This is a genomic window from Rhodococcus sp. NPDC003348 (genome assembly GCF_053589375.1).
Genome location: NZ_JBSFRT010000023.1, coordinates 1 through 21,565 on the forward strand (window position 1 = coordinate 1; position 21,565 = coordinate 21,565).

The following is a 21,565-nucleotide window of genomic DNA, read 5'->3' on the forward strand; positions in this document are numbered from 1 at the left end:
ATTCCGGGCCTGTTCGCGGCCGGTCGCTGCACGTCCGGCGTCTGCGCCGGTGGCTACGCGAGCGGCGCCTCCCTCGGTGACGGCAGCTTCTTCGGCCGTCGGGCCGGGCAGAGCGCCGCGAAGGCCTGACCGCACCGGACCTCGCCGAGACCCCGGACCGATGCCATTCGGTCCGGGGTCTTCGTGTTCTCGGGTGAGCCGGGCCTGCGACCCTTCCGACCGGCGAGCTACCGGGTCGCGTGGGCTGCCCGGTAGGTCTCCCGGTCACGTCGCGCGTTCGTGTCGGTGAGCTCTGTGGATTCGTCGGCGACGTAGGCGGTTCCGGCGACGGCCATGACGAGCGCCCCGGCGATCCACGCCGTCCAGGCGGCGCCGTCGCCGGCGAACTGTCCGACCCACGGGGCTATGAACAGCACCAGGCCCACGATGGACAGCGCCCAGTGGTCCTTGGTCGGGTCCTTGGCGACCAGCGACCACAACGCGTAGATCGCGGTGATGGCCCCCAGGCCGAGTGTCAGGCCGGAGCCGATCGGGGTGGTATCCGCCCAGAACGACGCGGACATGGTGACGAGGCCGAGGAGCAGGGCCGCCCCTCCGGCGAACGTGCTGGAGAACTTCATGACTGACACCTCTCGATCGATACGCTACATGTAGTGTAGCTACATAGAGTGTAGCGTTATCGGGTCGAGTGGTGTTCCACGGAGTGAGGAGAACAACAGTGGCGTCGAGCGGTAGGCCGGCCGCCCCCGAGCAACGCATCGCGGACGCGGTCCTCGACCTGCTCCGGCTCAAGGGCCCGCGGGCGGTCACCATCGAGGGCGTGGCCACGCGAACCGGGATGGCGCGCACCACGATCTACCGTCGCTACCGCGACCGGGACGAAATGCTCACGGCTGCACTCGCGCCGATCGCCCAACCCGTCCCGCCCGCCGCGGATGCCACCGCCCGCGACGTGCTGGTCTGGTTGACCGAGCAGTCCCTGCGGTCGATCGACAGCGGAATCGGCTTCGGCGGCCTCGCCGCACTGGTGACCGACGAGGACCCCTCGTTCACCCACGTCATCCGGGCGATCCTGGTCCGGCACCGGGGCAGCCTGGCCGGCGTGGTGCGCGAGCACATCGCCCGCGGCACGGTCCGCGCGGACCTGGACGCCGACACCTTCATGGACTCGGTCGTCGGTGCCTACGTCGCCCACCGGGCCCGAGGGGCGGAAGACGAGGCCGGGATCGTCGATCGGGTCGTCGACACCCTGCTGCCCGCGTTCGCCCGGACACCCACCGGCGGGCGGTGATCCCGACCGGAGCCCTGCGGTCGGATTCGAAATCCGTCACGGAAAAGGCGCCCACTGACCGGGACCTCAGATGGCATAGTGCCGACCGGAGCCCGATGCTGTTGGGTGCCCGTCTCGTCAGGAGGAATCACATGAGCGCAGAACCGACCGCCGTCGCCGAGCACATCGAGCTGTCCGGCCCCGACGCCGCCACGCTGCGCAAGGTGATGAGCCACTTCTGCACCGGTGTCGCCGTCATCACCGCTCACGACGGCGAGCAGCCGCTCGGGTTCACTTGCCAGTCCGTCGTCTCGCTGTCCCTCGAGCCGCCGTTCGTCTCGTTCTGCCCGACCAAGACGTCGAAGAGCTGGCCGCTGCTGCGTGAGGCCCGCAACCTGTGCATCAACGTGCTCGCGCACGACCAGAAGGACATCTGCGGACAGTTCGCGACCAGCGGCGCCGACAAGTTCGCGGGCGTGTCGTGGTCCCCGGCCCAGAACGGCGCCCCCGCGCTCGACGGCACCCTGGCCCGGATCGACGCGACCGTCGAGGTCGAGCACGACGCCGGCGACCACACCATCGTCATCGCCCGCATCACCGACCTGACCGCCGACGTCGACCGGCAGCCGCTGCTCTTCTTCAAGGGCGGCTACGGAGATTTCGCCGCCCACTAGCCGGCGGATGTCTCAGGAGGCGGTGCGCTCGACCATCCCACCGAGAGCGATGACGTATTCGTCGGTGCCCTCGTCGAATTCGACGGTGTAGGTGGTCGGCGAGTACCCGGACTTCGGGTATGCCTGCGGCAACTCCAGGTCCTCGCGCAGCGTCGGCTTGGTCAGCATCCACTCGCGGGTCATCATCGGCTCGATGAAGGTGAACTCGCCGTCCCAGGACCCGTTGAGCAGCACCTCGGTGAAATCGAACTCCCCGGGCACCAGGCCATCCGCAGCGTTGCTCCAGTGGAGGCCCATCGCCGGCACCACGCTGGCCTCGGGTGGCCCCGGCGGGGGGACGTAATTCAGCGGAACGTACCGCGGATCCGGGAGTCGCGCCGCCTTGACCGCGAACTCGGGGTCGGCGGGGTCGATGCCGTGCACCTCGGCCGTGTCCGCTAGGTAGAAGTGCATGTCGAAATGCGGTTTGCCGAACAGCACCTGCGGGTCGTGCCCATTCGGGTTCCAGTCGAGCATGACGTGCTCGAAGACGGTGTCGCCTGCCTCGTCGGGCAGTGCGAGCATGAGCATCTGGGGTCGGGCATCGGGACCGGAGGGCAGGCCGTCCAGTGCCGCCGCCGACATCCGCAGGCCGACCTCGGCGGGGCGCCCGGCCGCGTCGAGTCGCACGAACGAGCGGGTGGTCCCGTCGCCGAGGTCCTGGCCAGGGCCGAAGTAGGTGGCGCCGTCGTTGTGACGGTCCGCGTCGGCGGCCCCGCACCCGGCCAGCGCGGCACCCACGCACAGCGCGGTTCCCGCGGCCACGGCGCGCCACTCAACCGGAAGAGTCATCGGTGTGTCCTTTCGGGCACGCGCCGCCCGGCGCCGCCCCACGATCGTCTGGTCGTCACCGAGACTGGTGGTCGGCGCCGCCACCGAACATCCCAGAATCCTGGGTTGTTCCGATCCCGGTATCTCGGGGCGGACGCCACCCGCGCGTGCGGAGCCGGGCGAGACGCCCGGCCCGGCGGGGCCTGGCGCATCTCACTGAGCAGGATCACCACATCGAGGCGAAGACCCTTTCCTTCGTCCGGGATCCCGCCCTCTACCGGGCCGATGCTCCGGTGAGTATCGGCAGGAAGGTCTCGGCGATCGCCCGGTGCCCGGCCGGATTGGCGTGAATGTCCTTGTAGCCGGTGCACATCCACGTCCACAGGCAGACCTGGGCGACGTTGTGTGGCTGCGTCCCGATGCCGGGCACGGCAACGGGATTCCCGAAGTCGTTGGTGGAGAACGCGGCCGCGACGTCGGCGGTCTTCCAGCCGGCCCCGGAGTTCGCGGTGACGATCGTCGAGCCGAGAACGTTGTCGGCGCCGGTGGTCGCGACCGCGACGGCCTGTCCGGTGGTTCCGGTCGGCCAGCTCGCGAGGGTCGGGTTGTAGTAGGTCATCCCGACGTAGGCGGGCCCCTCACCGCCCGCGGCGCGCAGTTGACGGTTGATCGTCGCGAGGTTGGTGCCGATCGTCGCCAGGGCGTTCGCGACGCACCCGACGTCGGGCACTCCGGACGAGCCCGGCGAGCCGGAGCCGCCGCCGCGAATGCAGGGGTAGACGTCGTTCGCGCCGAGGTCCTCGGTGACGTACCGGACCTGTCCCCGGTGCGCGGTGATGAACTTCGTCGCGGCGTCGAGTTGCGAGGTCGCGCCGTCGTACGTGCACCGCCCGCCGTTGATCATGGTCGCGGTGGATTCCCCGCTGCACCCGAGCCGGATGTGCTGCAGGTTGGGATCGGACGCGCGGAGCGTGGCGAACAGGTCGTCGGTGTAGGAGACGGGCTCGTCCTTCCGGGTGTCGGGCTGGTAGCCGGCGGCCAGGGAGTCGCCCAGCGAGACGTAGTAGGTGGGTTCGGCCGCGGTTGCCTCGGGGACCCCCACGGCGCACACCGCGACGAAGGAGAGCATCGCGGCGACGGAGAACGAGACAAAGCGGAACAAGGGGGCAGGAACGGCTTTCGCGCGCATCTCGACGCTCCAGGTCGTGTCGGCGGTTGCATCGAGCGTAGGTCGGCCGGGCCGTGGATGAGCCCGGGACGGCGTCGATCGTTACTCCACGGTGACCGCACAGCCAGGGGATTTCCGGTGTTTCCACCGCGGCGGCCGTAACGCACCGGCGCCCGCCCGCACCCGACGGGCAATTCGAGAGTTCTCCCGCTCCCCGGGAGAACGGGGGTTCGTTCCGAGACGGACGTGGCTACCGTCGCACCCGCAGCACCCCCGAAACCCTGGAGTCATCACATGGCCTTCGAAGACGACATCCGTTCCGCAGTCGCCACCTACCTGGACGCGGTCGCCGGTGGCACGTCCGCCGACATCGCTGCCCTGTACGCCGAGGGGGCCACCCTCGAGGACCCGGTCGGCAGCGAGCCGAAGGTCGGGCGGGAGGAGATCGAGAAGTTCTACTCGGCTCTCGACGCCGTCCGCAACCGCACCGAACTGCTGGCCGTCAAGGTCGCGGGAAACACCGCCGCCTTCCACTTCCGGGTCGTCACCGAGACCGGGGACCAGACGATCACCATCGAACCGATCGACGTCATGACCTTCGACGACCAGGCCCGCATCACCAGCATGCGCGCGGTGTGGTCGCCGTCCGACATGACCGTCGCCTGACGGGGGACGAACATGACCGAAACCGAGAACTGGGACCACGAGGTCGATTTCGTCGTGGTCGGCAGCGGCTGTGGTGGACTCACCGGTGCGCTCGCGGCGAAGGACGGCGGGCTGGACACGCTGATCGTGGAGAAGGCGTCGGTCTACGGCGGGACCACCGCCCTGTCCGGCGGCAACATCTGGATCCCGAACAACCCGACCCTGCGGCGCGCGGGTCTCGCGGACTCGCGGGAGGACGTGCGCCGCTACCTCGACGCCGTGATCGGCGACCGGGTCCCGTCGGCGAACGTCGACGCGTTCATCGACGAGGGCCCGGCCACGATGGAGTTCCTGGAGTCCGCCGGACCGCACATGCGGTTCCAGTGGTGCACCGGCTACTCCGACTACCACCCCGAGCAGCCCGGCGGACGCCCGCGGGGGCGGACGATCGAGCCGTTGCCGTTCGACCTCAAGCGGCTCGGCGAGGACGAAAAGCTGCTGCGGCCCGGTGCTTTGGCGACTCCCGCGGGTCTGTACATCACGTCCAAGGAGTTCGCGAAGCTGAACATGGTGATGCGCACCTGGGCGGGACGCCGGGCGGCGCTGGCCACCGGGTGGCGCGCGGTCAAGAGCCTCGTGCTGCGTCGGCACATGGAGACTCTCGGTCAGGCGCTGATCGCGCGGCTGCGACTGACCGTCAAGGACGCGGGCATTCCGCTGTGGCTCGACAGCCCGATGCGGGAGCTGATCACCGATTCCTCGGGCGCGGTGGTCGGCCTGCTCGTCCGCCGCGACGGTGCGGACCTGCGGATCCGCGCCCGGCGCGGGGTGCTGCTGGCCAGCGGCGGATTCGAGCAGGGAGAGCAGATGCGCAAGAAGTACCTGCGCGAGGGTGGCAAGGACAACTACAGCGCCGGGGCGGTGGACAACACCGGTGACGGGATCGTCGCCGGTGAAAAGGTCGGGGCAGCAATGGATCTGATGGACGATGCCTGGTGGATGCCGTCCTTCCGGCGGCCCGACGGCATCATGCACGTGCTGGTGTCGGAGCGGTCGATCCCCCGCTCGATCATCGTGGACCAGTCGGGTCGGCGCTTCACCAACGAGGCGGCACCGTACGTGACGTTCGTGCACGAGCAGATCGCCGGTCGGCACGACCCGATCTGGTTCGTCTTCGACGGAAAGGCGAAGAACCGCTACCAGTTCGGTGGCGTGATGCCGGGGCAGAAGTTCCCGAGGTCGTGGTTCGCGACCGGGCTGATGCATCGGGCGGAGTCGATCGAGGAGCTGGCCGTGTCGATCGGGTTGCCTGCGGTGCAGTTGGCCGAGACGGTGGACCGGTTCAACGGGTTCGCCCGGGCCGGCCGGGACGAGGACTTCGGTCGCGGTGACAGCGCGTACGACAACTACTACGGCGACCCCACGCTCCCGGCGCCGACGCTGGACGTGATCGACAGCGGACCGTTCTACGCGGTCCGGATGGCCGCGGGCGACCTCGGCACCAAGGGCGGGATGGTCTACGACGAGCACGCCCGGGTGCTGCGCGCCGACGGTTCGGTGATCGAGGGTCTGTACGCCACGGGCAACACGTCGGCCGCGGTCATGGGTCACGACTACGCCGGTGCGGGCGCGACGATCGGACCGGCGATGGTGTTCGGCTACATCGGCGCTCGGCACGCCGCCGGACACTGACGCGAAGACCGTTCTGCGGCCGCCTGGGCCCGAGCGGGCTTGATCCCGGAATCCCCGGGGCACAACGGAATCCACGTCATGTGGACCCGATGTTGCCCCGGGGATTCGTCGTTTCGGCACCCGTCCCACGGGCGTCCCGCTGACTGGAACACGGTGTGGTGCGCGACACACAGCGGAGAGTGTGATGTGGGCAACACGATTGACCGGCTGTCCGGTGAATGTGTCTGCCAACCATCACATCTCGGCCCGATCCTCGAATCAGGACTTCGACGGCCGGTCCGGGAATCCGGAAGGAACCCCCATGGTCACAGGACCACAGGCCGCAGCGCCGGCCGAGCACGCCGCCCAGACGTGGACGCCCCGACTGATCTTCTCGCTGGCCTCGATCGTGCTGCTCCTCGAGATGCTCGCGGTCAGCTACATGATGATCTCGATGGCGTTGCCCGCCATCGCCGCCCACTACCAGACCACCCAGGGCGCCTGGCTGCTCACGTCCTTCCTGCTCGTCGGCGCAGTCACCGCCCCGTTGATCGGCAAGCTCGCGGACATGTTCGGCAAGCGGCGGCTCCTGCTCGTGTGTGTGGCCGTCGCGGCGCTCGGTTCGCTGGTCTCCGCCCTCGCAGGCAGCTACGCCGTCCTCGTCGCCGGTCGCGCGCTGTCGGGCCTGCTGGTCCCGTGCCTGTTCCTGAGCTACTCGTTGGTCCGGGACGTCTTCCCGCAGCGGACCGTCGCGTTGGCCGTCAGTATCGCCACCAGCGGGATGGGTCTGATCGCGATCCCTGCCCCCTTCCTCACGGGCTGGCTCATCGACAATCACGGGTTCCGCAGCATCTTCTGGTTCTTCGTGATCGGTCTCGTCGTGCTCGGCGCGATGATCGTGGTCTCCACCGACGAGTCGGCGGTGCGGTTGCGTTCGCGTATCGACCTGATCGGCGCGGTACTGCTCGGCGCCGGTATCGCCGGTGTGTTGATCGCGGTCAGCTTCGGACCCACCTGGGGCTGGAGCAGCGGTTCGACCCTGGCCTACCTCGTCGGCGGCATCGTGCTGATCGGTGCCTGGCTGATTTCGGCCCGCACCGTGCGGGAGCCGCTGATCGACCTCGACGTGCTCAGGCAGCGTCCGGTCCTGCTCACCGCCGTCGGTGCCGGCTTCTGCTACGGATCCAGCGGACTGTTCACCATCCTGCTTCCGATGCTCGCGATGACCCCGGCCGTCCTGGGTCTCGGCTACGGATTCGGTGTCAGTGCAGAGGGATTCGCCATCTTCCAGGCGCCGATCGGCGGCATGGTCGTCATCGGCGGCATCATCGTCGGCATGCTCGTCGGTCGCGGCATCCGGCCGCGGCCGCTCATGGTGATCGGGATGCTCGGTATGGCCGCCGGTTTCCTCTGCGTCGCGATGGTGCACGACGACAAGGCGCTGCTGATCGTGTTCGCCGGCCTGTTCGGAACCGGAATGGGCATGGCGTACGCGTCGATCCCGAACCTGCTCATCGAGGCCGTGCCGCCGCAACTGCAGGCGAGCACCGCGAGCATCGTCGGTGTCTTCCAGTCGGTGTTCCCGGCGGTGTTGCCGGTCGTCGCGTTCACGGTCATGAACAACTCGCACATCGCCCCGATCCCGCTGGAGATGACCCAGGGTGTGGTTTTCTACACGGACAAGGGCTTCCAGGTCGCCTTCCTGATCGGCGCGGTCGCCGCGCTCATCGGTGCGCTGGTGGCGTTCGCACTGCCGCGCCGTATCGAACAGGTCGCCGTCCCCGCCGCCGTCGGCGTGGACCCCTCCGAGCCGGCTCTCGTCACCGACTGACCCGGCACCCGCTTCCCCCGGTCGGCGCAATGTCACAGCGTGCGCGTCAGGTGAGCACACTGTGACATTGCGCCCGGCCGGGGAGGCGGTGCGAACGGGCACTTTCCCACTGATCGGGCAATTACGGTTCCGCTGGTAACGAAATCGTCCTAGGCTCGGTCCACCCGCAACCGGAGGACATGACGTGACCCATCCCGACGTGCTGGCTCCCGCCAAGCTCGGCCCGATCACCCTGCGCAACCGCATCATCAAGTCGGCGACGTTCGAGGGCAAGACGCCCGACGCGCTGGTCACCGACGAGCTGATCGAATTCCACCGCCGCCCGGCGGCCGGTGGCGTCGGCATGTCCACCGTCGCGTACTGCGCGGTCGCCCCCGAGGGGCGCACCGAACGCGGCCAGCTGTGGATGCGCCCGGAGGTCGTTCCCGGTCTGCGCCGGCTCACCGACGCCATCCACGCCGAGGGGGCCGCGGCGTCCGCGCAGATCGGCCACGCCGGCCCGGTCGCCAACGCCAAGTCCAACGGGCTCACCGCTCTCGCGCCGACGAAGTCGTTCAGCCCGCTGAGCATGAAGGTCACCCAGGCCGCCACCCTCGACGACATCAAGCGGATCACCGCAGCGCACGCCGACGCCGCCCGGTTCGCGATCGAGGGCGGCTTCGACGCCGTCGAGATCCACTTCGGCCACAACTATTTCGCCAGCTCGTTCCTGTCCCGGCTGATCAACCACCGCAAGGACGCCTATGGCGGGTCGCTGGAGAATCGCGCCCGGATCGTGCGGGAGACGGCGCTCGCCGTCCGTGACGCGGTCGGCGACCGCATCGCGGTCCTGGCGAAGCTGAACATCGACGACGGCGTCCCCGGCGGGTTCTGGGTGGACGAGGCCATCCAGGTCGCGCAGTGGCTCGAGGCGGACGGCGGGCTCGACGCCCTCGAGCTGACGATGGGCAGCTCGCTGCTCAACCCGATGTACCTCTTCCGCGGCGACGCCCCCGTGCACGAGTTCGCCAAGGCCATGGACCAGCCGCTGCGGCTCGGCGTGCAGCTGGTCGGCAAGAAGTTCATCAAGGCCTACCCCTACGAGCCGCTGTTCATGCTCGAGTCCGCTCGGCAGATCCGTGCCGCGGTGAAGATGCCGCTGGTGCTGCTCGGCGGCGTCACCGACAAGGCGGGCATGGACACCGCGATGGCGGAGGGCTTCGAGTTCGTCGCGATGGCCCGCGCCCTGCTCCGGGAACCGGACCTGATCAACCGGATCGTCGCCGACGAGCGCACCAAGTCGCTGTGCATCCACTGCAACAAGTGCATGCCGACGATCTTCTCCGGCGCCCGCTGCGTGCTGGTGGAGCGGAGCTAACGGGCGACCGGCCGCAGCACGATCTCGGTCGGGTGGGCGTCCCGGGGCGTCTCGACGGCATTCCGGACCGCCCGCGCGACCGACTCCGGCGTGAGGAACCGCGTGGGGTCGTACTCCCCGCCCTCGGTGGCGACGATGGCACGTTGCATGTCGGTGTCGATGCGGCCGGGGTGGATCGAGGTGACGCGCAGCGCAGGCTCCTCCGCCCGCAGCGCGTCCCCGAACGCGCGGAGCGCGAACTTGCTCGCCGCGTATGCGCCCCAGCCCGGGTTGGCGCGCAGCCCGGCGCCGGAGTTGATCAGCACCACGTGCCCGTTCGCGGCCCGGAGTGCGGGCAGCAGCAGCCGGGTCAGTTCGACCACGGCGACCACGTTCGCCTCGTACATGTCCCGCCACACCGCGGCCGGGGTGTCGGCGACGGTGCCGATCTCGGCGATCCCCGCGTTGTGCACGAGCACGTCGAGCCGGTCGACACCATCGGCGGCGGCCGCGACGGCGGCGTGGTCGGTCAGGTCCACCGGCCAGCCGCGGGCACCGTCGAGCTCGGCGAGGATCGCGGTCAGCGAACCCGGCTCCCTGCCGCCGAGCAGCAGGTCGTGGGTCGGGGCGAGGTCGCGGGCGATGGCGGCGCCGAGGCCGCGGCCGGCCCCGGTGATCAGTGCTGTCGGGCGCATTCCCGAAGGATATGCCGCCGCGCCGGAGACCGAACCGTGTGCAGACGCCGCGGTGTTCCTAGACTGGGACACGGGTGTGGTGACGATCACACCCGCCTTCCCCGGGTCGAGGAGTCGCCGTGGTGGAAAAGGACGAGTACGACTACGTCGTCGTCGGAGCGGGCAGTGCAGGCTGCGTCCTGGCCGCTCGCCTGACCGAGGACCCCGACGTCTCGGTGCTGCTGCTCGAGGCCGGCGGCGAGGACGACGCCGACGAGATCAGGATTCCGGCCGCGTTCGCGTCCCTCTTCAAGACCAAGTGGGACTGGAACTATCAGACGGTCCCGCAGAAGCAACTCGACAGCAGGTCCGCGTACTGGCCGCGGATGAAGGCGCTCGGCGGCTGCTCGTCGATGAACGCGATGATCTACATCCGCGGCAACCGCGCCGACTACGACGACTGGCGCGACGTGCACGGTGCCGTCGGCTGGGGCTACGACGACGTTCTCCCGTATTTCACACGTGCGGAACATAATTCGCGTCTGACCGGACCGTTCCACGGGCGGTCCGGGCCGCTGCGGGTCGAGGACCGGCGGTTCACTCACGAGCTGACGGACGGGTGGATCGCCGCGGCGGTGGACGCGGGTCTGACGCCCACCGACGACTTCAACGGTGCCGCGCAGGAGGGCGCCGGCCGGTACCAGGTCACCTGCCACCACGGTCGGCGCTGGTCCACCGCCGACGCGTACCTGCGTCCGGCACTCGGCCGGCCGAATCTCACCGTGCTGACCGACGCGTTCGCGACCGCCGTCGATCTGCGCGGCACCCGCGCGGTCGGCGTCCGCTACCTGCGGGACGGTGCCGAGCACGTTGCCCGGGCGGCCGGTGAGGTGGTGCTCTGCGGCGGCGCGATCAACAGCCCGCAGCTGCTGATGCTCTCGGGCCTCGGCCCGGCCGGCCACCTCCGCGAGCACGGCATCGACGTCGTCGCGGACCTACCGGGCGTCGGGGAGAACCTGCACGACCATCCGGTGTTGCCGGTGCTGTGGCACACCACCGGAACCACCGATCTCAAGGACATCACCGCCCCGCCCGCCCGGTTCGCGCAGTGGAAGGTGGCGGGGCGCGGTCCGCTGACGTCCAACGTCGGCGAGGGCGGCGCGTTCTTCTCCAGCCGAGACGGGCTGCGCGCACCCGACCTCCAGGTCCACGTGGCGCCGGGCGGTTTCGTCGACAACGCGCTGCGGGAGATGCCCAGCGGCCTGTTCACGGTCGCCGTGACGCTCGTGAGCGTCGCGAGCCGGGGACGGTTGCGTCTGCGCTCGGCCGATCCGCGCTGGCGCCCCGAGATCGACCCGCGGTACTTCGACGACCCGGCCGACCTGGACGCGATGCTGGCCGGGGTGCGCCGCATCGTCGACATCGCCCGGCAACCGGTCATCGCGCGGTTCCTGGACCGGCCCTTCCTGCCGTCCCGCCTCGACGGCGCCTCCGACGGCGATCTCGCCGATCACGCGCGGGCCTGGACCCAGACGCTCTACCACCCCGTCGGTACCTGCGCGATGGGCGACGGGGAGGGCGCTGTCGTCGACTCCGAGCTGCGGGTGCGCGGCGTCGAGGGACTGCGCGTGGTGGACGCGTCCGTGATGCCGACCGTCACCCGAGGAAACACCAACGCCCCGACCGTCATGATCGCCGAGAAGGCGGCGGATCTCCTGCGCGGCAGGGCCGCGCTGCCGAATGCACCGAAGGACACACCATGAGCACACTCGGGACCGGGGACCGGACCGACATCGGGACCGGTTCCGCACCACAGACATTCGACTCCCTCGATCCCCGAACGGGTGAGGTCGTCGGCACCCACCCGATCACGGGTCCGGACGAGGTGCGGGCCGCGGTCGAGCGGGCGCGTGGGGCCGCCCAGTGGTGGTCGGCGCTGACCTTCGCCGAGCGCCGCACCCATCTGATGGCGTGGGCGGGCGTCATCACCCGGCGGATGGGACAGCTGGCCGACGTCGTGCACGCCGAGACCGGCAAGCCCGACTCCGACGCCCGGCTGGAGATCGTCCTCGCGCTCGGGCACCTGTCGTGGGCGGCGAAGCATGCACCGAAGGTGCTGGGCCGCAAGCGGGTTCGATCCGGTCTCGACATGATCGACCAGGCCGCGACGGTGGAGTACCTGCCGCGAGGCGTGGTCGGGGTGATCGGGCCGTGGAACTACCCGGTGTTCACCCCGATGGGGTCGATCGCGTACGCGCTGGCGGCGGGCAACGCCGTGGTGTTCAAGCCGAGCGAGTTCACCCCCGGTGTCGGCGCCTGGCTGGTCGACGCGTTCGCGCAGGCGGTGCCGGACGCGCCGGTGCTGCAACTGGTCACCGGGCTCGGGCCCACCGGGGAGGCACTGTGCCGCGCGGGCGTCGACAAACTGGCGTTCACCGGCTCACCCGCGACCGGACGCAAGGTGATGGCGGCCTGCGCGGACACCCTGACCCCGGTCGTCATCGAGGCGGGCGGCAAGGATGCGCTGCTGGTGGACGAGGACGCGGACCTCGACGCGGCCGCGGACGCCGCAGTGTGGGCGGGCATGGCCAACGCCGGACAGTCCTGCATCGGCACCGAGCGGGTGTACGTGCACGAGCGGGTGTACGAGCCGTTCCTCGCCAGGCTGACCGCGCTCGCAGGCGAACTGCGCGCCGGCACCGACCCCGCCGCCCCGATCGGCCCGATGACGATGCCGTCGCAACTCGAGGTGGTGCGCAGGCACGTGCGCGACGCCCTCGCTCGCGGCGGGCGGGCCGTCGTCGGCGGAGCGGACGCCGTCGGGGACCGGCTGGTTCAGCCGACCGTCCTGGTGGATGTCCCGGAGGACTCGGTCGCGGTCACCGAGGAGACGTTCGGGCCGACGCTCACGGTGGCGAGGGTCCGGGACATGGACGAGGCGGTCGCGCGGACCAACGCCTCCCGCTACGGCCTCGGGTCCGCGGTGTTCAGCAAGGCCCGCGGCGTCGAGCTGGCCCGGCGTATCCGCTCGGGCATGACGTCGGTGAACGCGGTGTTCGCGTTCGCGGCCGTCCCGGCCCTCCCGTTTGGTGGGGTCGGTGACTCCGGCTTCGGGCGGATCCACGGCCCGGACGGCCTCAGGGAGTTCGCGTACGCGAAGGCGGTGACCCATCGGCGGCTTCCCACGCTGATGCCGACGCTGACCTTCGCCCGGACCCCGCGGACCGAGAAGATTCTCGCGACCCTCACCACGTTGAGGTACGGGCGTGGGTAGGGCGCGTCGAGGCGGCGACCAGGGGGAACGCGCGCCGCCGTCGCGTCGATCCGGCGTGGAGGGTACAGGGTCAGCTACATTCTGGTTACGAGACTGGTGCCGCACCGGCGCCATGGTCCGCTGCGTTCCACAAGTTCCTGCGGGCCTCGGCGAGCAGGAAGGAAGTCGCGAACATGGGATCTGGCAAGGAGACGAAGGGGTCCGGCGCAGCGCCGGGCGGAAAGTCCGGGGACAAGCCGTTCGCCGTGGGCGACGCGGTCGTGACCAGTGCAGATCCCGTCTCGGGCGAGGGTGCACCGACCCAGGAATCCGGCGTGATCGTCGACGACTTCGCGGGCAGCCTCGCCGAGGATCCCGCCGACTACGGCCGCGACTGGGCACTCGCGAAGCGGTGGGCGATCAAGCTGGACGACGGGCGGCTGGTGTTCCGCAGCTCCGACGAGGTCGCGCGCCCCAAGGGCTGAGCTCGGCGATCGACAGGGCCCGGCGGGCGAAACGATCAGCCGGGCCGCACACTTGTGGGCATGTCGGACCCCGGATTCACCCCCACCCAGCTCGCGGCGCGCGCCGCCTACCTGCTGCGGGGTAACGACCTGGGCACGATGACGAGCGCCGCCCCTCGCCTCTACCCGCACATGTGGAGCTGGGACGCCGCGTTCGTCGCGGTCGGGCTGGCCCCGCTCAGCGTCGAACGCGCGGTCGTCGAACTCGACACGCTGCTGTCCGCGCAGTGGAGCAACGGGATGATCCCGCACATCGTGTTCGCGGGCGGGGTCGACGGCTACTTCCCCGGCCCGGACCGGTGGGCCTGCTCCGCCCTCGCCGCCGCGGCCCCGGGTTCCCCGCAGACGTCGGGCATCACCCAGCCGCCGGTGCACGCGATCGCGGTGCAGCGCATCCTCGACCACTCCCGCCGGCACGGCCGCACCACCCGGGCGGTGGCCGAGGAGTTCCTCGACCGGCGCTGGCCCGATCTGATGCGCTGGCACCGCTGGCTGGCACACGCCCGGGACCCGAAGGAGGCGGGCCGGGTGACGCTCTATCACGGGTGGGAGTCCGGGATGGACAACTCGCCTCGCTGGGATGTGCCGTACGCCAACGTGATTCCCGGAGTCGTGCCGGCCTACCGGCGCGCGGACAACGTCGTCGTCGCCGACCCGACGCAGCGGCCGACGAACGCCGAGTACGACCGCTACCTGTGGTTGCTCGAGGAGATGAAGCGGGTTCGCTACGACGACGCGGATCTGGTGTCCGCCATGAGCTTTGCCGTCGAGGACGTCTTCGTCAGCGCGATCTTCTCCCTGGCCTGCGACGTGCTCGCCACGATCGGCGAGGAGTACTCGGCGCCGCACGCCGACGTCCGGGACCTGCACCACTGGGCGCAGCGGTTCCGGTCCGGTGTCGTCGCGACGACCGACCCGCGCTCCGGGGCGGCACGCGATTTCGACCTGCGGTCCGGCCGCTGGATCGGTACCGACACCCTCGCCATGTTCGCGCCGCTGCTGTGCGGTGGACTGCCCCGCGACATCGAGCGGACGCTGCTGCGGACCTTCGAGGGGCCACGGTTCTGCGGGCACCCCGACCTGCGGTATGCGGTGCCGCCGTCGACGTCGCCGGTGTCCGGCGACTTCCGCTCCCGCGAGTACTGGCGCGGCCCGGTGTGGCCGGTGATGACGTGGCTGTTCTCCTGGGTGTTCGCCCGCCGCGGCTGGGCCGAGCGGTCCCGGCACCTGCGCGCCGAGGGCCTGCGCCAGGCCGGCGACGGCAGCTTCGCCGAGTATTACGAGCCGTTCACCGGTGAACCTCTCGGCAGCATGCAGCAGTCCTGGACGGCGGCGGCGGTGCTGGACTGGCTGGGCTGAGCCGACCGGCCCGGCGGCTCGGGTGACGGGCATTCGAACAGGCGATAACGATCGTCCCGGAAGCGCTGCACCGGTGTTCGGTGTCGGTTTAGTCTCGGGCGATGACGTCGCTGCGCAATGGCCGTATCCGAAATGTCATCCGCTTCGCCTCGCTGTTGCTGGCCGGGGCGCTGGCGCTGGGAGCACCCGCCCTCGCGGCGGCCGGTCCCGTCAAGGGCCCGGACGTCGCCTCCTGGCAGCACCCCGGCGGCTCCGGCATCGACTGGTTCGCCGTCCGTGCATCCGGGCACGATTTCGCGATGGTCAAGGCCACCGAGAGCCTGAGCTACGTGAACCCCTATTTCGTGCAGGACGGCATCGGCATGCGCGCCGCGGGCATCGCCCGCGGCGCGTACCACTACGCCGACCCGTCCCAGTCTCCGGAGGCGCAGGCCGCGTTCTTCGCCTCGACGGCGGCGCCGATCGTATCCGGCGGCCTTCCGCCGGTGCTCGACCTGGAGGCCACCGGGGGTCTGCCGCCCGCCGCCCTCGCCGACTGGACGCGGCGCTATCTGAACTCGGTGCAGGCGCTGACCCACAAGCAGCCGATCATCTACACGTATCCGAACTTCTGGCGCACCGCGATGGCGAACACCACCGAGTTCTCGAACTACCCGCTGTGGATCGCCGACTACAACGGCAAGAGCCAGCCGGGTCCGCTGCCCGGTGGATGGACCCGCTGGACGTTCTGGCAGTACACGAGCACCGCGCGGATTCCCGGCGTCAATGCCGATATCGATCTGAACATCTACGGCGGCGGGCTCGGCGACCTCGGCGGCTTCTCGAACCCGTTCGGGTCGTAGGCGCCTCGGGCGCCCGGAGTCCTTCCGGCCCGCCGGCGGACCAGAAGGACTCACCGGTCACGGGGTGACGATCGGGAAGGCCGGATCGAACTCGTCGAGCACGGAGGCCAGCGTCGCCAGGGCCTGCGCGTCGCCGTCGAGGGTGATCGCGCCGGACTCGGCGAGCTTGCCCGCATTTCCGGGCTGGAGTAGCACCCCGGTCAGTGCGGCCTTCGGTCCCGACACCGTCAACTGGGTGTCGGGTGAGGCACCGCGGCGGGCACCCAGGGTGCCGCGCCGGATCCACATGGTCCAGGTCTCGTCGCGGTCGGTGAAGGCGAAGTCGATCCGGAGGTCCACGTCGGTCGCCTTCGGGCCGTCGACGTGCACGGCCACGAAGTCGAACAGGATGTCGATCGGCATGCCCAGGATTGTGTCCGGGCTGGCGGTGGTGAACGGCATCGGCTTGACGCCCTCACGCAATTCCAGTGCGGCACTGAGGAAGATCCCGCGCCACTGCGGACCCTCCGCCTGGTAGCCCATCTGCTCGTAGGCATCCGCCTGCAACTCACGCGCCGCCGTGTTGTCCGGTTGCGCGAAGACCAGCTTGTGCAGGATCTCGACGGCCCACCGGTAGTCGGCGTCCTCGATCGCGCGCCTGCCCTCGGCGAGAATGTTGTCGGCGCCCGCGAACTCGACGAACCGCTTCGCGGACTCGGCAGGCGGATGCGGGTGCAGCGACACCGGATCCCCGTCCCACATCCCCAATTCCTTGGTGTAGACCGCACGTACGTCGTGGTGCAGCGTGCCGTGGTACCCGCGATTGGCCCAGTTGCGGCCGAGTTCCTCGGGCAGCTCGACGACCTCGGCGGCCTCCAGCGGCGTGTATCCCTTGTTCGCGAGCCGCAGCGCCTGGTCGTGGATGTACTTGTAGGTGTCGCGCTGCGATTCGATGAACGCGGTGACGTTCTCGTTGCCCCACACCGGCCAGGTGTGCGGGCCGTAGTGCACCTCGGCGGCGTCGCCCCACCGTTCCAGGGTCTCGTCGAGGTAGCGCGCGAAGTTGCGGGCGTCGCGGGTGCGGGCGCCGCGCAGCGTCTGGATGTTGTGCAGCGAGTGGTTGGCGTTCTCCGCGCACGTCAACGCGGCCAGCTGCGGGATCCAGATGTGCATCTCCTCCGGCGCCTCGGTGTCGGGGGCGTAGAGGAACTCGAACTCCAGGCCCGCGATCTCGCGCCGGGTGCCGGTCTCGGTGATCAGGTCCGTGGGCGAAATGTACGACACCTCGGGGCCTTTGGTGCTCGCGATGCCGATGCCGCAGGTGACGAAGCCCCGCGGACCGGACTCGAGGAGGCCGCCGAACGCGTACGCGGCGCGGCGGGCCATCGCGTTGCCTGCCACCACGTTCTCCCCGATCGCGTACTTGTCGAACTGGTGGCCCGGCGCGATGATCGGCACCTTGCCCGACGCGACGTCCTCCGCGTCGACGACACCCTTGACGCCGCCGTAGTGGTCGATGTGGGTGTGGGTGTAGATCACCGCGACGACCGGTTTGTCGCTCACGTGCTCGCGGATCAGGGTCATGCCCTGGCGGGCGGACTCGACGCCAGCCATGCAGTCGACGACGATCAGTCCGTCCTCGCCCTCGACCACGGTCAGGTTCGCGATGTCGTTGTTGCGGACCTGGTACAGGCCCTTGGCGACCTCGAACAGTCCGCCGGGGCGGATCATCTGCGACTGTCGCCACAGGCTCGGCTCGACCGAGTCGGGTGCGGGCTCGTCGTCACCGATGTAGCCGAAGTCGTCGGGATCGAAGATCACGGAACCGTCTGCGCCCGTGACATTTCCGGGAAGATCGGCGATCAGACCGCGGCGTGAATCGACGAAGTCCTGCCGATTCGCCATGTCGTACTTCTCCGTCGCGGCGCGATTGGCGGCCACGGTCGCGGCACTCGGATCCTTCGGGGTCTGGCACATTGCGCCCTCCTGGCAGGTCTCGGGTGTGACACCAGCTTCACGAGCGGATTCCGGATGCGCCTCACCCCGACCGGGTGAATCGCGCCGACCGATCACGCGGAGCGTCCGGCAGCGCTATAACGGACGGGTTGGAGCGGTACGAATTCGCGTGACGAGGAGGCCACCATGCCCGACGCTCGGGTGCGGTCGGAGACGTCCGACGGCATCACCACCATCACTCTGGACCACCCGGACAAGCGCAATGCCGTCGACGGGCCGATGGCGCGGGACCTGCGCGCCGCGTTCGAGGCGTTCGAGTCCGACGCCACGCAGCGGGTCGCGGTGCTGTGGGGCGCCGGTGGCAACTTCTGCGCCGGCGCCGACCTCACCGCGATCGGGGACCCGGCCCGGCGCCACGAACTCGACCCGGACGGCGGCGGTGCGGGGCCGATGGGGCCGACCCGGTTGGCGCTGAGCAAGCCCCTGATCGCGGCGGTCGGCGGCTACGCCGTCGCCGGGGGTCTCGAACTGGCCCTGCTCGCGGACCTGCGCGTGGTCGAGGAGTCGGCGACCTTCGGTGTCTTCTGCCGCAGGTGGGGTGTCCCGCTGATCGACGGTGGCACGGTGCGGCTGCCGCGGATCGTCGGGCAGGGCCGGGCGCTGGACATGATCCTGACCGGGCGGGCCGTCGACGCGGCCGAGGCGCTGGCGATGGGCCTGGCGAACCGGGTGGTGCCCGACGGCGACGCGCTCCCCGCAGCCCAGGCACTGGCGCGCGAGATCTCCGCGTTCCCCCAGCTGTGCATGCTCACCGACCGCGCCTCCGCGTACCGCGCGCTGGATCTGCCGCTCGCCGAGGCGATCCGGGCCGAGGGAGCCGCCGGGGTGCCTGCCGTGCTTGCGGAGGGTGTCGCGGGTGCGGCGCGTTTCGAGGCCGGAGCCGGCAGGCACGGGGCGTAGGGGTCAGAGCACCTGCGACAGGAACGCCTGCAGGCGATCGGTCTGCGGGTCGTCGAACAGTGCCTCGGGCTTGCCGGTCTCCACGACGACGCCGCCGTCCATGAACAGCACGGTGTCGGACACCGTTCGGGCGAAACCCATCTCGTGGGTGACCACGATCATCGACATGCCGCCCGACGCCAGGTCGCTCATCAGCGCGAGCACCCCCTTGACCAGTTCCGGGTCGAGCGCGGAGGTGGCCTCGTCGAAGAACATGATCTCCGGCTTCATCGCCAGCGCCCGCGCGATCGCGACCCGCTGCTGCTGTCCGCCGGACAGGTTCGCCGGCCGCGAGTCCGCCTTGGCCCGCAGGCCGACGAGGTCGAGCTGCTCGAGCGCCAGTTCGCGGGCGCCCTCCTTCGACAGCCCGCGCAGCTTGCGCGGGCCGAGCGCGACGTTGTCGGCGACCGTCCGGTGCGGGAACAGGTTGAACTGCTGGAACACCATCCCGATCCGCTGCCGCAGGACATCGGGGTTGTCGCCGAGCACCGACCGGCCGTCGAGCAGGATGTCGCCGGCGTCCGGTTCGTACAGCCGGTTGAGCACCCGCAGCAGGGTGGACTTCCCGGACCCGGACGGTCCGATCACCGAGGTGGTGGCGCCGGCGCCGACGTGGATGTCGACGCCGCGCAGGATCTTGTTGCGACCGAACGCGAGGTGCAGGCCGGTGCCGGTGAGTGTTCCGGACGCGGTGGCGGTCTCGGGGCTCGTCGGTTCAGTCACTGGCTATCCCCTCTCCACGACGATGGCCTGGTCGAGTTCGTCGAGGGTGCCGGAGGTGTCGGCCCTGCCGGTCCGCAGACGCTTGTCGATGTAGTTCACCAGGTGGGTCAGCGGGATGGTCAGCACCAGGTAGAACAGGCCCGCCGCGACGAGCGGCGACAGGTTGCCGGTCTGCGCGTTCAGGTCCCGGCCGACGGCGAACAGTTCCCGCTGGGTGGCGAGCAGGCCGAGGAAGTAGATCAGCGACGAGTCCTTGATCAGCGAGATGAACTGATTCATCAACGCGGGCAGCACTCTCCGCACGCCCTGCGGGATCACCACCAGCGTCATCGCCCGCCGGTACCCGAAACCGATCGCCCGTGCGGCCTCCATCTGCCCGGGTTCGACGCTCTGGATACCGGAGCGGAAGATCTCCCCGATGTAGGCGGCCGCCAGCAGCGCCAGAGCCGCCGCGCCGAGCCAGTACGGGTTGTTCCCGGTGAGGTTCTTGACGAGCGGGCCGACACCGAGGCCGACGATCAGGATGATCACCACCGCGGGCAGGCCGCGGAAGACGTCGGTGTAGACGCGGGCGGGCCAGCGCAGCCAGCGGGTCCGGGAGATGCCTGCGATCGCCAGCAGCATGCCGAGGACGGTGCCGATCACCCCCGAGGTCAGTGCCAGGATGACGGTGTTCGGCAGGCCCGTCGTCAGCAGGTCGGGGATCGCCTTGCGGTACAGCTCCCAGTTGAAGAACGTGTCCCCGAGCTGCGCCAGCGTGGATTTCGGGGCGGTCTGCTCGCCGCCGCCCTGACCCTGTTCGGCTGCCAGCGCGGCGAAGTCGGGCAGGACCGGAGCCGGGGCGGCCTTGCTGCCCGGCTTCCACCCCGGCGGAAGCTCACGCGGCACCCACTCGGAATACAGCCTCGCCCAGGTGCCGTCGGCGATGACGGCGTCCAGGCCGGAGTTCAGCGCGTCGATCAGAGGCTGGTTGTCCTTGTTCGCCGCCCAGCCGACGAAGTTGTTGAGGCTGAAGGTGTTCTGCACGATCGAGGTGCCGTCACCGGGTTTGATCGCCCCCTCGGCCTGTTGCGACGGCGCCACCCAGGCATCGATCTGCCCGGACTTCAGGTTCGCGTAGGCGGTGTTGTAATCCGGGAACTTCACCGGGTCGAGCTTGAGGGTGTTGACGACGTAGTCGTCCTGCACGGTGCCCTGTACCACCCCGATCCGGGTACTCGCGTTCAGGTCCGAAAAGCTCTGGACCTTACCGCCGTTCGGGGCGACGAGGGAGAAGTAGCCGAAGTCGTAGCCGTTGGTGAACCCGACCGTCTTGCGGCGCTCGTCGGTCGTGGTGATGGACGACGACCCGACGTCGAAGCGTCGGTTCGCGACCTGCGAGAGCAGGCCGGCGAACTCGGTGCCCGAGAACTGTATCTGCAGGCCGAGTTTCGCGGCGACCGCCTTGAGCAGTTCGTTGTCGAAGCCGGTGAAGGTGCCGGCGGAGTTGACGCAGATGCTCGGTGGCGCGTCGGACAGCGTGCCGACGCTGAGGGTGCCGGGCACGATCAGGCCGAGCTTGCTCGTGTCGATCTGGTCGACGGGGCGAGTGCCGGCGGTGGTGTACCGGTCCTCCACCGTCACCGCCGCCGACGCGTCCAGGTTGGTCGGCGCCGCCGCGGCCGAGCCGACCCCGGGCGGCGAGCACAGGTCGGTGGACGAGCCGCCCGACCCCCCGCCGCACGCGGTGACCGTGCCCGCCAGCAGTACCAGCACGGCGAGCACCCACACCTTGACCGATCGCGATCGGGTCATGGGGAGAGCGTAACCGCGTCGGGTCCACCGCACCGGGTGCCGCGTGCGGAGGGAGAT

19 protein-coding genes are annotated in these 21,565 nt (G+C 70.0%); 12 read left to right on the forward strand and 7 right to left on the reverse strand.

Annotated elements, in window-relative coordinates; translation table 11 throughout:
- Positions 1 to 227: 227 nt before the first annotated feature.
- The gene (locus tag ACWDU4_RS16105) at positions 228 to 620 is read right to left on the reverse strand and encodes an SPW repeat protein (RefSeq protein WP_450114911.1); all 393 of its coding nucleotides are present in this window, start codon (positions 618 to 620) and stop codon (positions 228 to 230) included.
- Positions 621 to 718: 98 nt separating this feature from the next.
- On the opposite strand from ACWDU4_RS16105, the gene ACWDU4_RS16110 reads away from it, so the two are divergent.
- Entirely contained in the window at positions 719 to 1,291 is a 573-nt protein-coding gene (locus ACWDU4_RS16110; RefSeq protein ID WP_450114912.1) for a TetR/AcrR family transcriptional regulator, read from the forward strand.
- A 131-nt stretch (positions 1,292 to 1,422) separates the two neighbouring features.
- Complete coding sequence (locus ACWDU4_RS16115) at positions 1,423 to 1,944, forward strand: flavin reductase family protein (RefSeq protein WP_450114913.1); 522 nt, start codon at positions 1,423 to 1,425, stop codon at positions 1,942 to 1,944.
- 12 nt (positions 1,945 to 1,956) lie between these two features.
- Here ACWDU4_RS16115 and ACWDU4_RS16120 read toward each other — a convergent pair whose 3' ends face one another.
- Together ACWDU4_RS16120 and ACWDU4_RS16125 are read right to left on the reverse strand one after the other, a co-directional pair.
- Positions 1,957 to 2,775, reverse strand: coding sequence for a DUF5602 domain-containing protein (locus ACWDU4_RS16120; protein WP_450114914.1), 819 nt, complete (start codon positions 2,773 to 2,775; stop codon positions 1,957 to 1,959).
- A 253-nt stretch (positions 2,776 to 3,028) separates the two neighbouring features.
- On the reverse strand, positions 3,029 to 3,943 hold the full coding sequence (locus ACWDU4_RS16125; protein ID WP_450114915.1) for an SGNH/GDSL hydrolase family protein: 915 nt from the start codon (positions 3,941 to 3,943) through the stop codon (positions 3,029 to 3,031).
- 273 nt (positions 3,944 to 4,216) lie between these two features.
- Between ACWDU4_RS16125 and ACWDU4_RS16130 the strand changes: the two genes are divergently transcribed.
- From ACWDU4_RS16130 to ACWDU4_RS16145, 4 genes are all read left to right on the forward strand, one after another.
- Complete coding sequence (locus ACWDU4_RS16130) at positions 4,217 to 4,588, forward strand: nuclear transport factor 2 family protein (protein WP_450114916.1); 372 nt, start codon at positions 4,217 to 4,219, stop codon at positions 4,586 to 4,588.
- 12 nt (positions 4,589 to 4,600) lie between these two features.
- Entirely contained in the window at positions 4,601 to 6,259 is a 1,659-nt protein-coding gene (locus tag ACWDU4_RS16135; RefSeq protein ID WP_450114917.1) for an FAD-binding protein, read from the forward strand.
- 301 nt (positions 6,260 to 6,560) lie between these two features.
- Complete coding sequence (locus ACWDU4_RS16140) at positions 6,561 to 8,069, forward strand: MFS transporter (protein ID WP_450114918.1); 1,509 nt, start codon at positions 6,561 to 6,563, stop codon at positions 8,067 to 8,069.
- Positions 8,070 to 8,253: 184 nt separating this feature from the next.
- A complete protein-coding gene (locus ACWDU4_RS16145; RefSeq protein ID WP_450114919.1) occupies positions 8,254 to 9,426 on the forward strand; it encodes an NADH:flavin oxidoreductase in 1,173 nt (390 codons plus the stop codon).
- Here ACWDU4_RS16145 and ACWDU4_RS16150 read toward each other — a convergent pair.
- On the reverse strand, positions 9,423 to 10,100 hold the full coding sequence (locus ACWDU4_RS16150; protein ID WP_450114920.1) for an SDR family oxidoreductase: 678 nt from the start codon (positions 10,098 to 10,100) through the stop codon (positions 9,423 to 9,425). The genes ACWDU4_RS16145 and ACWDU4_RS16150 overlap by 4 nt on opposite strands.
- A gap of 119 nt (positions 10,101 to 10,219) precedes the next feature.
- Here ACWDU4_RS16150 and ACWDU4_RS16155 point away from each other — a divergent pair, with 119 nt between their 5' ends.
- The 5 genes from ACWDU4_RS16155 (at position 10,220) to ACWDU4_RS16175 (ending at position 16,057) form a co-directional block, all read left to right on the forward strand.
- Positions 10,220 to 11,842, forward strand: a complete 1,623-nt coding sequence (locus ACWDU4_RS16155) for a GMC family oxidoreductase (RefSeq protein WP_450114921.1) — start codon at positions 10,220 to 10,222, stop codon at positions 11,840 to 11,842.
- The gene (locus ACWDU4_RS16160; RefSeq protein WP_450114922.1) at positions 11,839 to 13,353 is read left to right on the forward strand and encodes an aldehyde dehydrogenase family protein; all 1,515 of its coding nucleotides are present in this window, start codon (positions 11,839 to 11,841) and stop codon (positions 13,351 to 13,353) included. Before ACWDU4_RS16155 ends, ACWDU4_RS16160 begins: the two co-directional genes overlap by 4 nt.
- 173 nt (positions 13,354 to 13,526) lie before the next feature.
- The gene (locus tag ACWDU4_RS16165; protein WP_450114923.1) at positions 13,527 to 13,817 is read left to right on the forward strand and encodes a hypothetical protein; all 291 of its coding nucleotides are present in this window, start codon (positions 13,527 to 13,529) and stop codon (positions 13,815 to 13,817) included.
- Between the two features lie 60 nt (positions 13,818 to 13,877).
- A complete protein-coding gene (ggh, locus tag ACWDU4_RS16170) occupies positions 13,878 to 15,215 on the forward strand; it encodes a glucosylglycerate hydrolase (protein ID WP_450114924.1) in 1,338 nt (445 codons plus the stop codon).
- A gap of 101 nt (positions 15,216 to 15,316) precedes the next feature.
- Positions 15,317 to 16,057: a glycoside hydrolase family 25 protein gene (locus ACWDU4_RS16175; RefSeq protein WP_450114925.1), complete on the forward strand. Its 741-nt coding sequence runs from the start codon at positions 15,317 to 15,319 to the stop codon at positions 16,055 to 16,057.
- A 57-nt stretch (positions 16,058 to 16,114) separates the two neighbouring features.
- Here the strand turns inward: ACWDU4_RS16175 and ACWDU4_RS16180 are convergent, their stop codons facing one another.
- Positions 16,115 to 18,013 (reverse strand): alkyl/aryl-sulfatase, encoded by a 1,899-nt coding sequence (locus ACWDU4_RS16180; protein ID WP_450114926.1) that lies wholly within the window; start codon positions 18,011 to 18,013, stop codon positions 16,115 to 16,117.
- Positions 18,014 to 18,178: 165 nt separating this feature from the next.
- On the opposite strand from ACWDU4_RS16180, the gene ACWDU4_RS16185 reads away from it, so the two are divergent.
- Entirely contained in the window at positions 18,179 to 18,952 is a 774-nt protein-coding gene (locus ACWDU4_RS16185; protein ID WP_450114927.1) for a crotonase/enoyl-CoA hydratase family protein, read from the forward strand.
- Between the two features lie 3 nt (positions 18,953 to 18,955).
- On the opposite strand, the gene ACWDU4_RS16190 is transcribed toward ACWDU4_RS16185, so the two are convergent.
- Positions 18,956 to 19,714, reverse strand: coding sequence for an amino acid ABC transporter ATP-binding protein (locus tag ACWDU4_RS16190; protein ID WP_450114928.1), 759 nt, complete (start codon positions 19,712 to 19,714; stop codon positions 18,956 to 18,958).
- 3 nt (positions 19,715 to 19,717) lie between these two features.
- Positions 19,718 to 21,508, reverse strand: a complete 1,791-nt coding sequence (locus tag ACWDU4_RS16195; RefSeq protein WP_450114929.1) for an ABC transporter substrate-binding protein/permease — start codon at positions 21,506 to 21,508, stop codon at positions 19,718 to 19,720.
- Between the last annotated feature and the right edge of the window lie 57 nt (positions 21,509 to 21,565).

What these genes read in the sequence shown, in the direction of transcription:
- ACWDU4_RS16105 (WP_450114911.1), bottom strand. Translation starts at nt 620, where the DNA reads ATGAAGTTCTCCAGCACGTTCGCCGGAGGGGCGGCCCTGCTCCTCGGC.
- ACWDU4_RS16115 (WP_450114913.1), top strand. Translation starts at nt 1,423, where the DNA reads ATGAGCGCAGAACCGACCGCCGTCGCCGAGCACATCGAGCTGTCCGGC.
- ACWDU4_RS16120 (WP_450114914.1), bottom strand. Translation starts at nt 2,775, where the DNA reads ATGACTCTTCCGGTTGAGTGGCGCGCCGTGGCCGCGGGAACCGCGCTG.
- ACWDU4_RS16125 (WP_450114915.1), bottom strand. Translation starts at nt 3,943, where the DNA reads ATGCGCGCGAAAGCCGTTCCTGCCCCCTTGTTCCGCTTTGTCTCGTTC.
- ACWDU4_RS16130 (WP_450114916.1), top strand. Translation starts at nt 4,217, where the DNA reads ATGGCCTTCGAAGACGACATCCGTTCCGCAGTCGCCACCTACCTGGAC.
- ACWDU4_RS16135 (WP_450114917.1), top strand. Translation starts at nt 4,601, where the DNA reads ATGACCGAAACCGAGAACTGGGACCACGAGGTCGATTTCGTCGTGGTC.
- ACWDU4_RS16140 (WP_450114918.1), top strand. Translation starts at nt 6,561, where the DNA reads ATGGTCACAGGACCACAGGCCGCAGCGCCGGCCGAGCACGCCGCCCAG.
- ACWDU4_RS16150 (WP_450114920.1), bottom strand. Translation starts at nt 10,100, where the DNA reads ATGCGCCCGACAGCACTGATCACCGGGGCCGGCCGCGGCCTCGGCGCC.
- ACWDU4_RS16160 (WP_450114922.1), top strand. Translation starts at nt 11,839, where the DNA reads ATGAGCACACTCGGGACCGGGGACCGGACCGACATCGGGACCGGTTCC.
- ACWDU4_RS16165 (WP_450114923.1), top strand. Translation starts at nt 13,527, where the DNA reads ATGGGATCTGGCAAGGAGACGAAGGGGTCCGGCGCAGCGCCGGGCGGA.
- ggh (WP_450114924.1), top strand. Translation starts at nt 13,878, where the DNA reads ATGTCGGACCCCGGATTCACCCCCACCCAGCTCGCGGCGCGCGCCGCC.
- ACWDU4_RS16175 (WP_450114925.1), top strand. Translation starts at nt 15,317, where the DNA reads ATGACGTCGCTGCGCAATGGCCGTATCCGAAATGTCATCCGCTTCGCC.
- ACWDU4_RS16180 (WP_450114926.1), bottom strand. Translation starts at nt 18,013, where the DNA reads ATGTGCCAGACCCCGAAGGATCCGAGTGCCGCGACCGTGGCCGCCAAT.
- ACWDU4_RS16185 (WP_450114927.1), top strand. Translation starts at nt 18,179, where the DNA reads ATGCCCGACGCTCGGGTGCGGTCGGAGACGTCCGACGGCATCACCACC.
- ACWDU4_RS16195 (WP_450114929.1), bottom strand. Translation starts at nt 21,508, where the DNA reads ATGACCCGATCGCGATCGGTCAAGGTGTGGGTGCTCGCCGTGCTGGTA.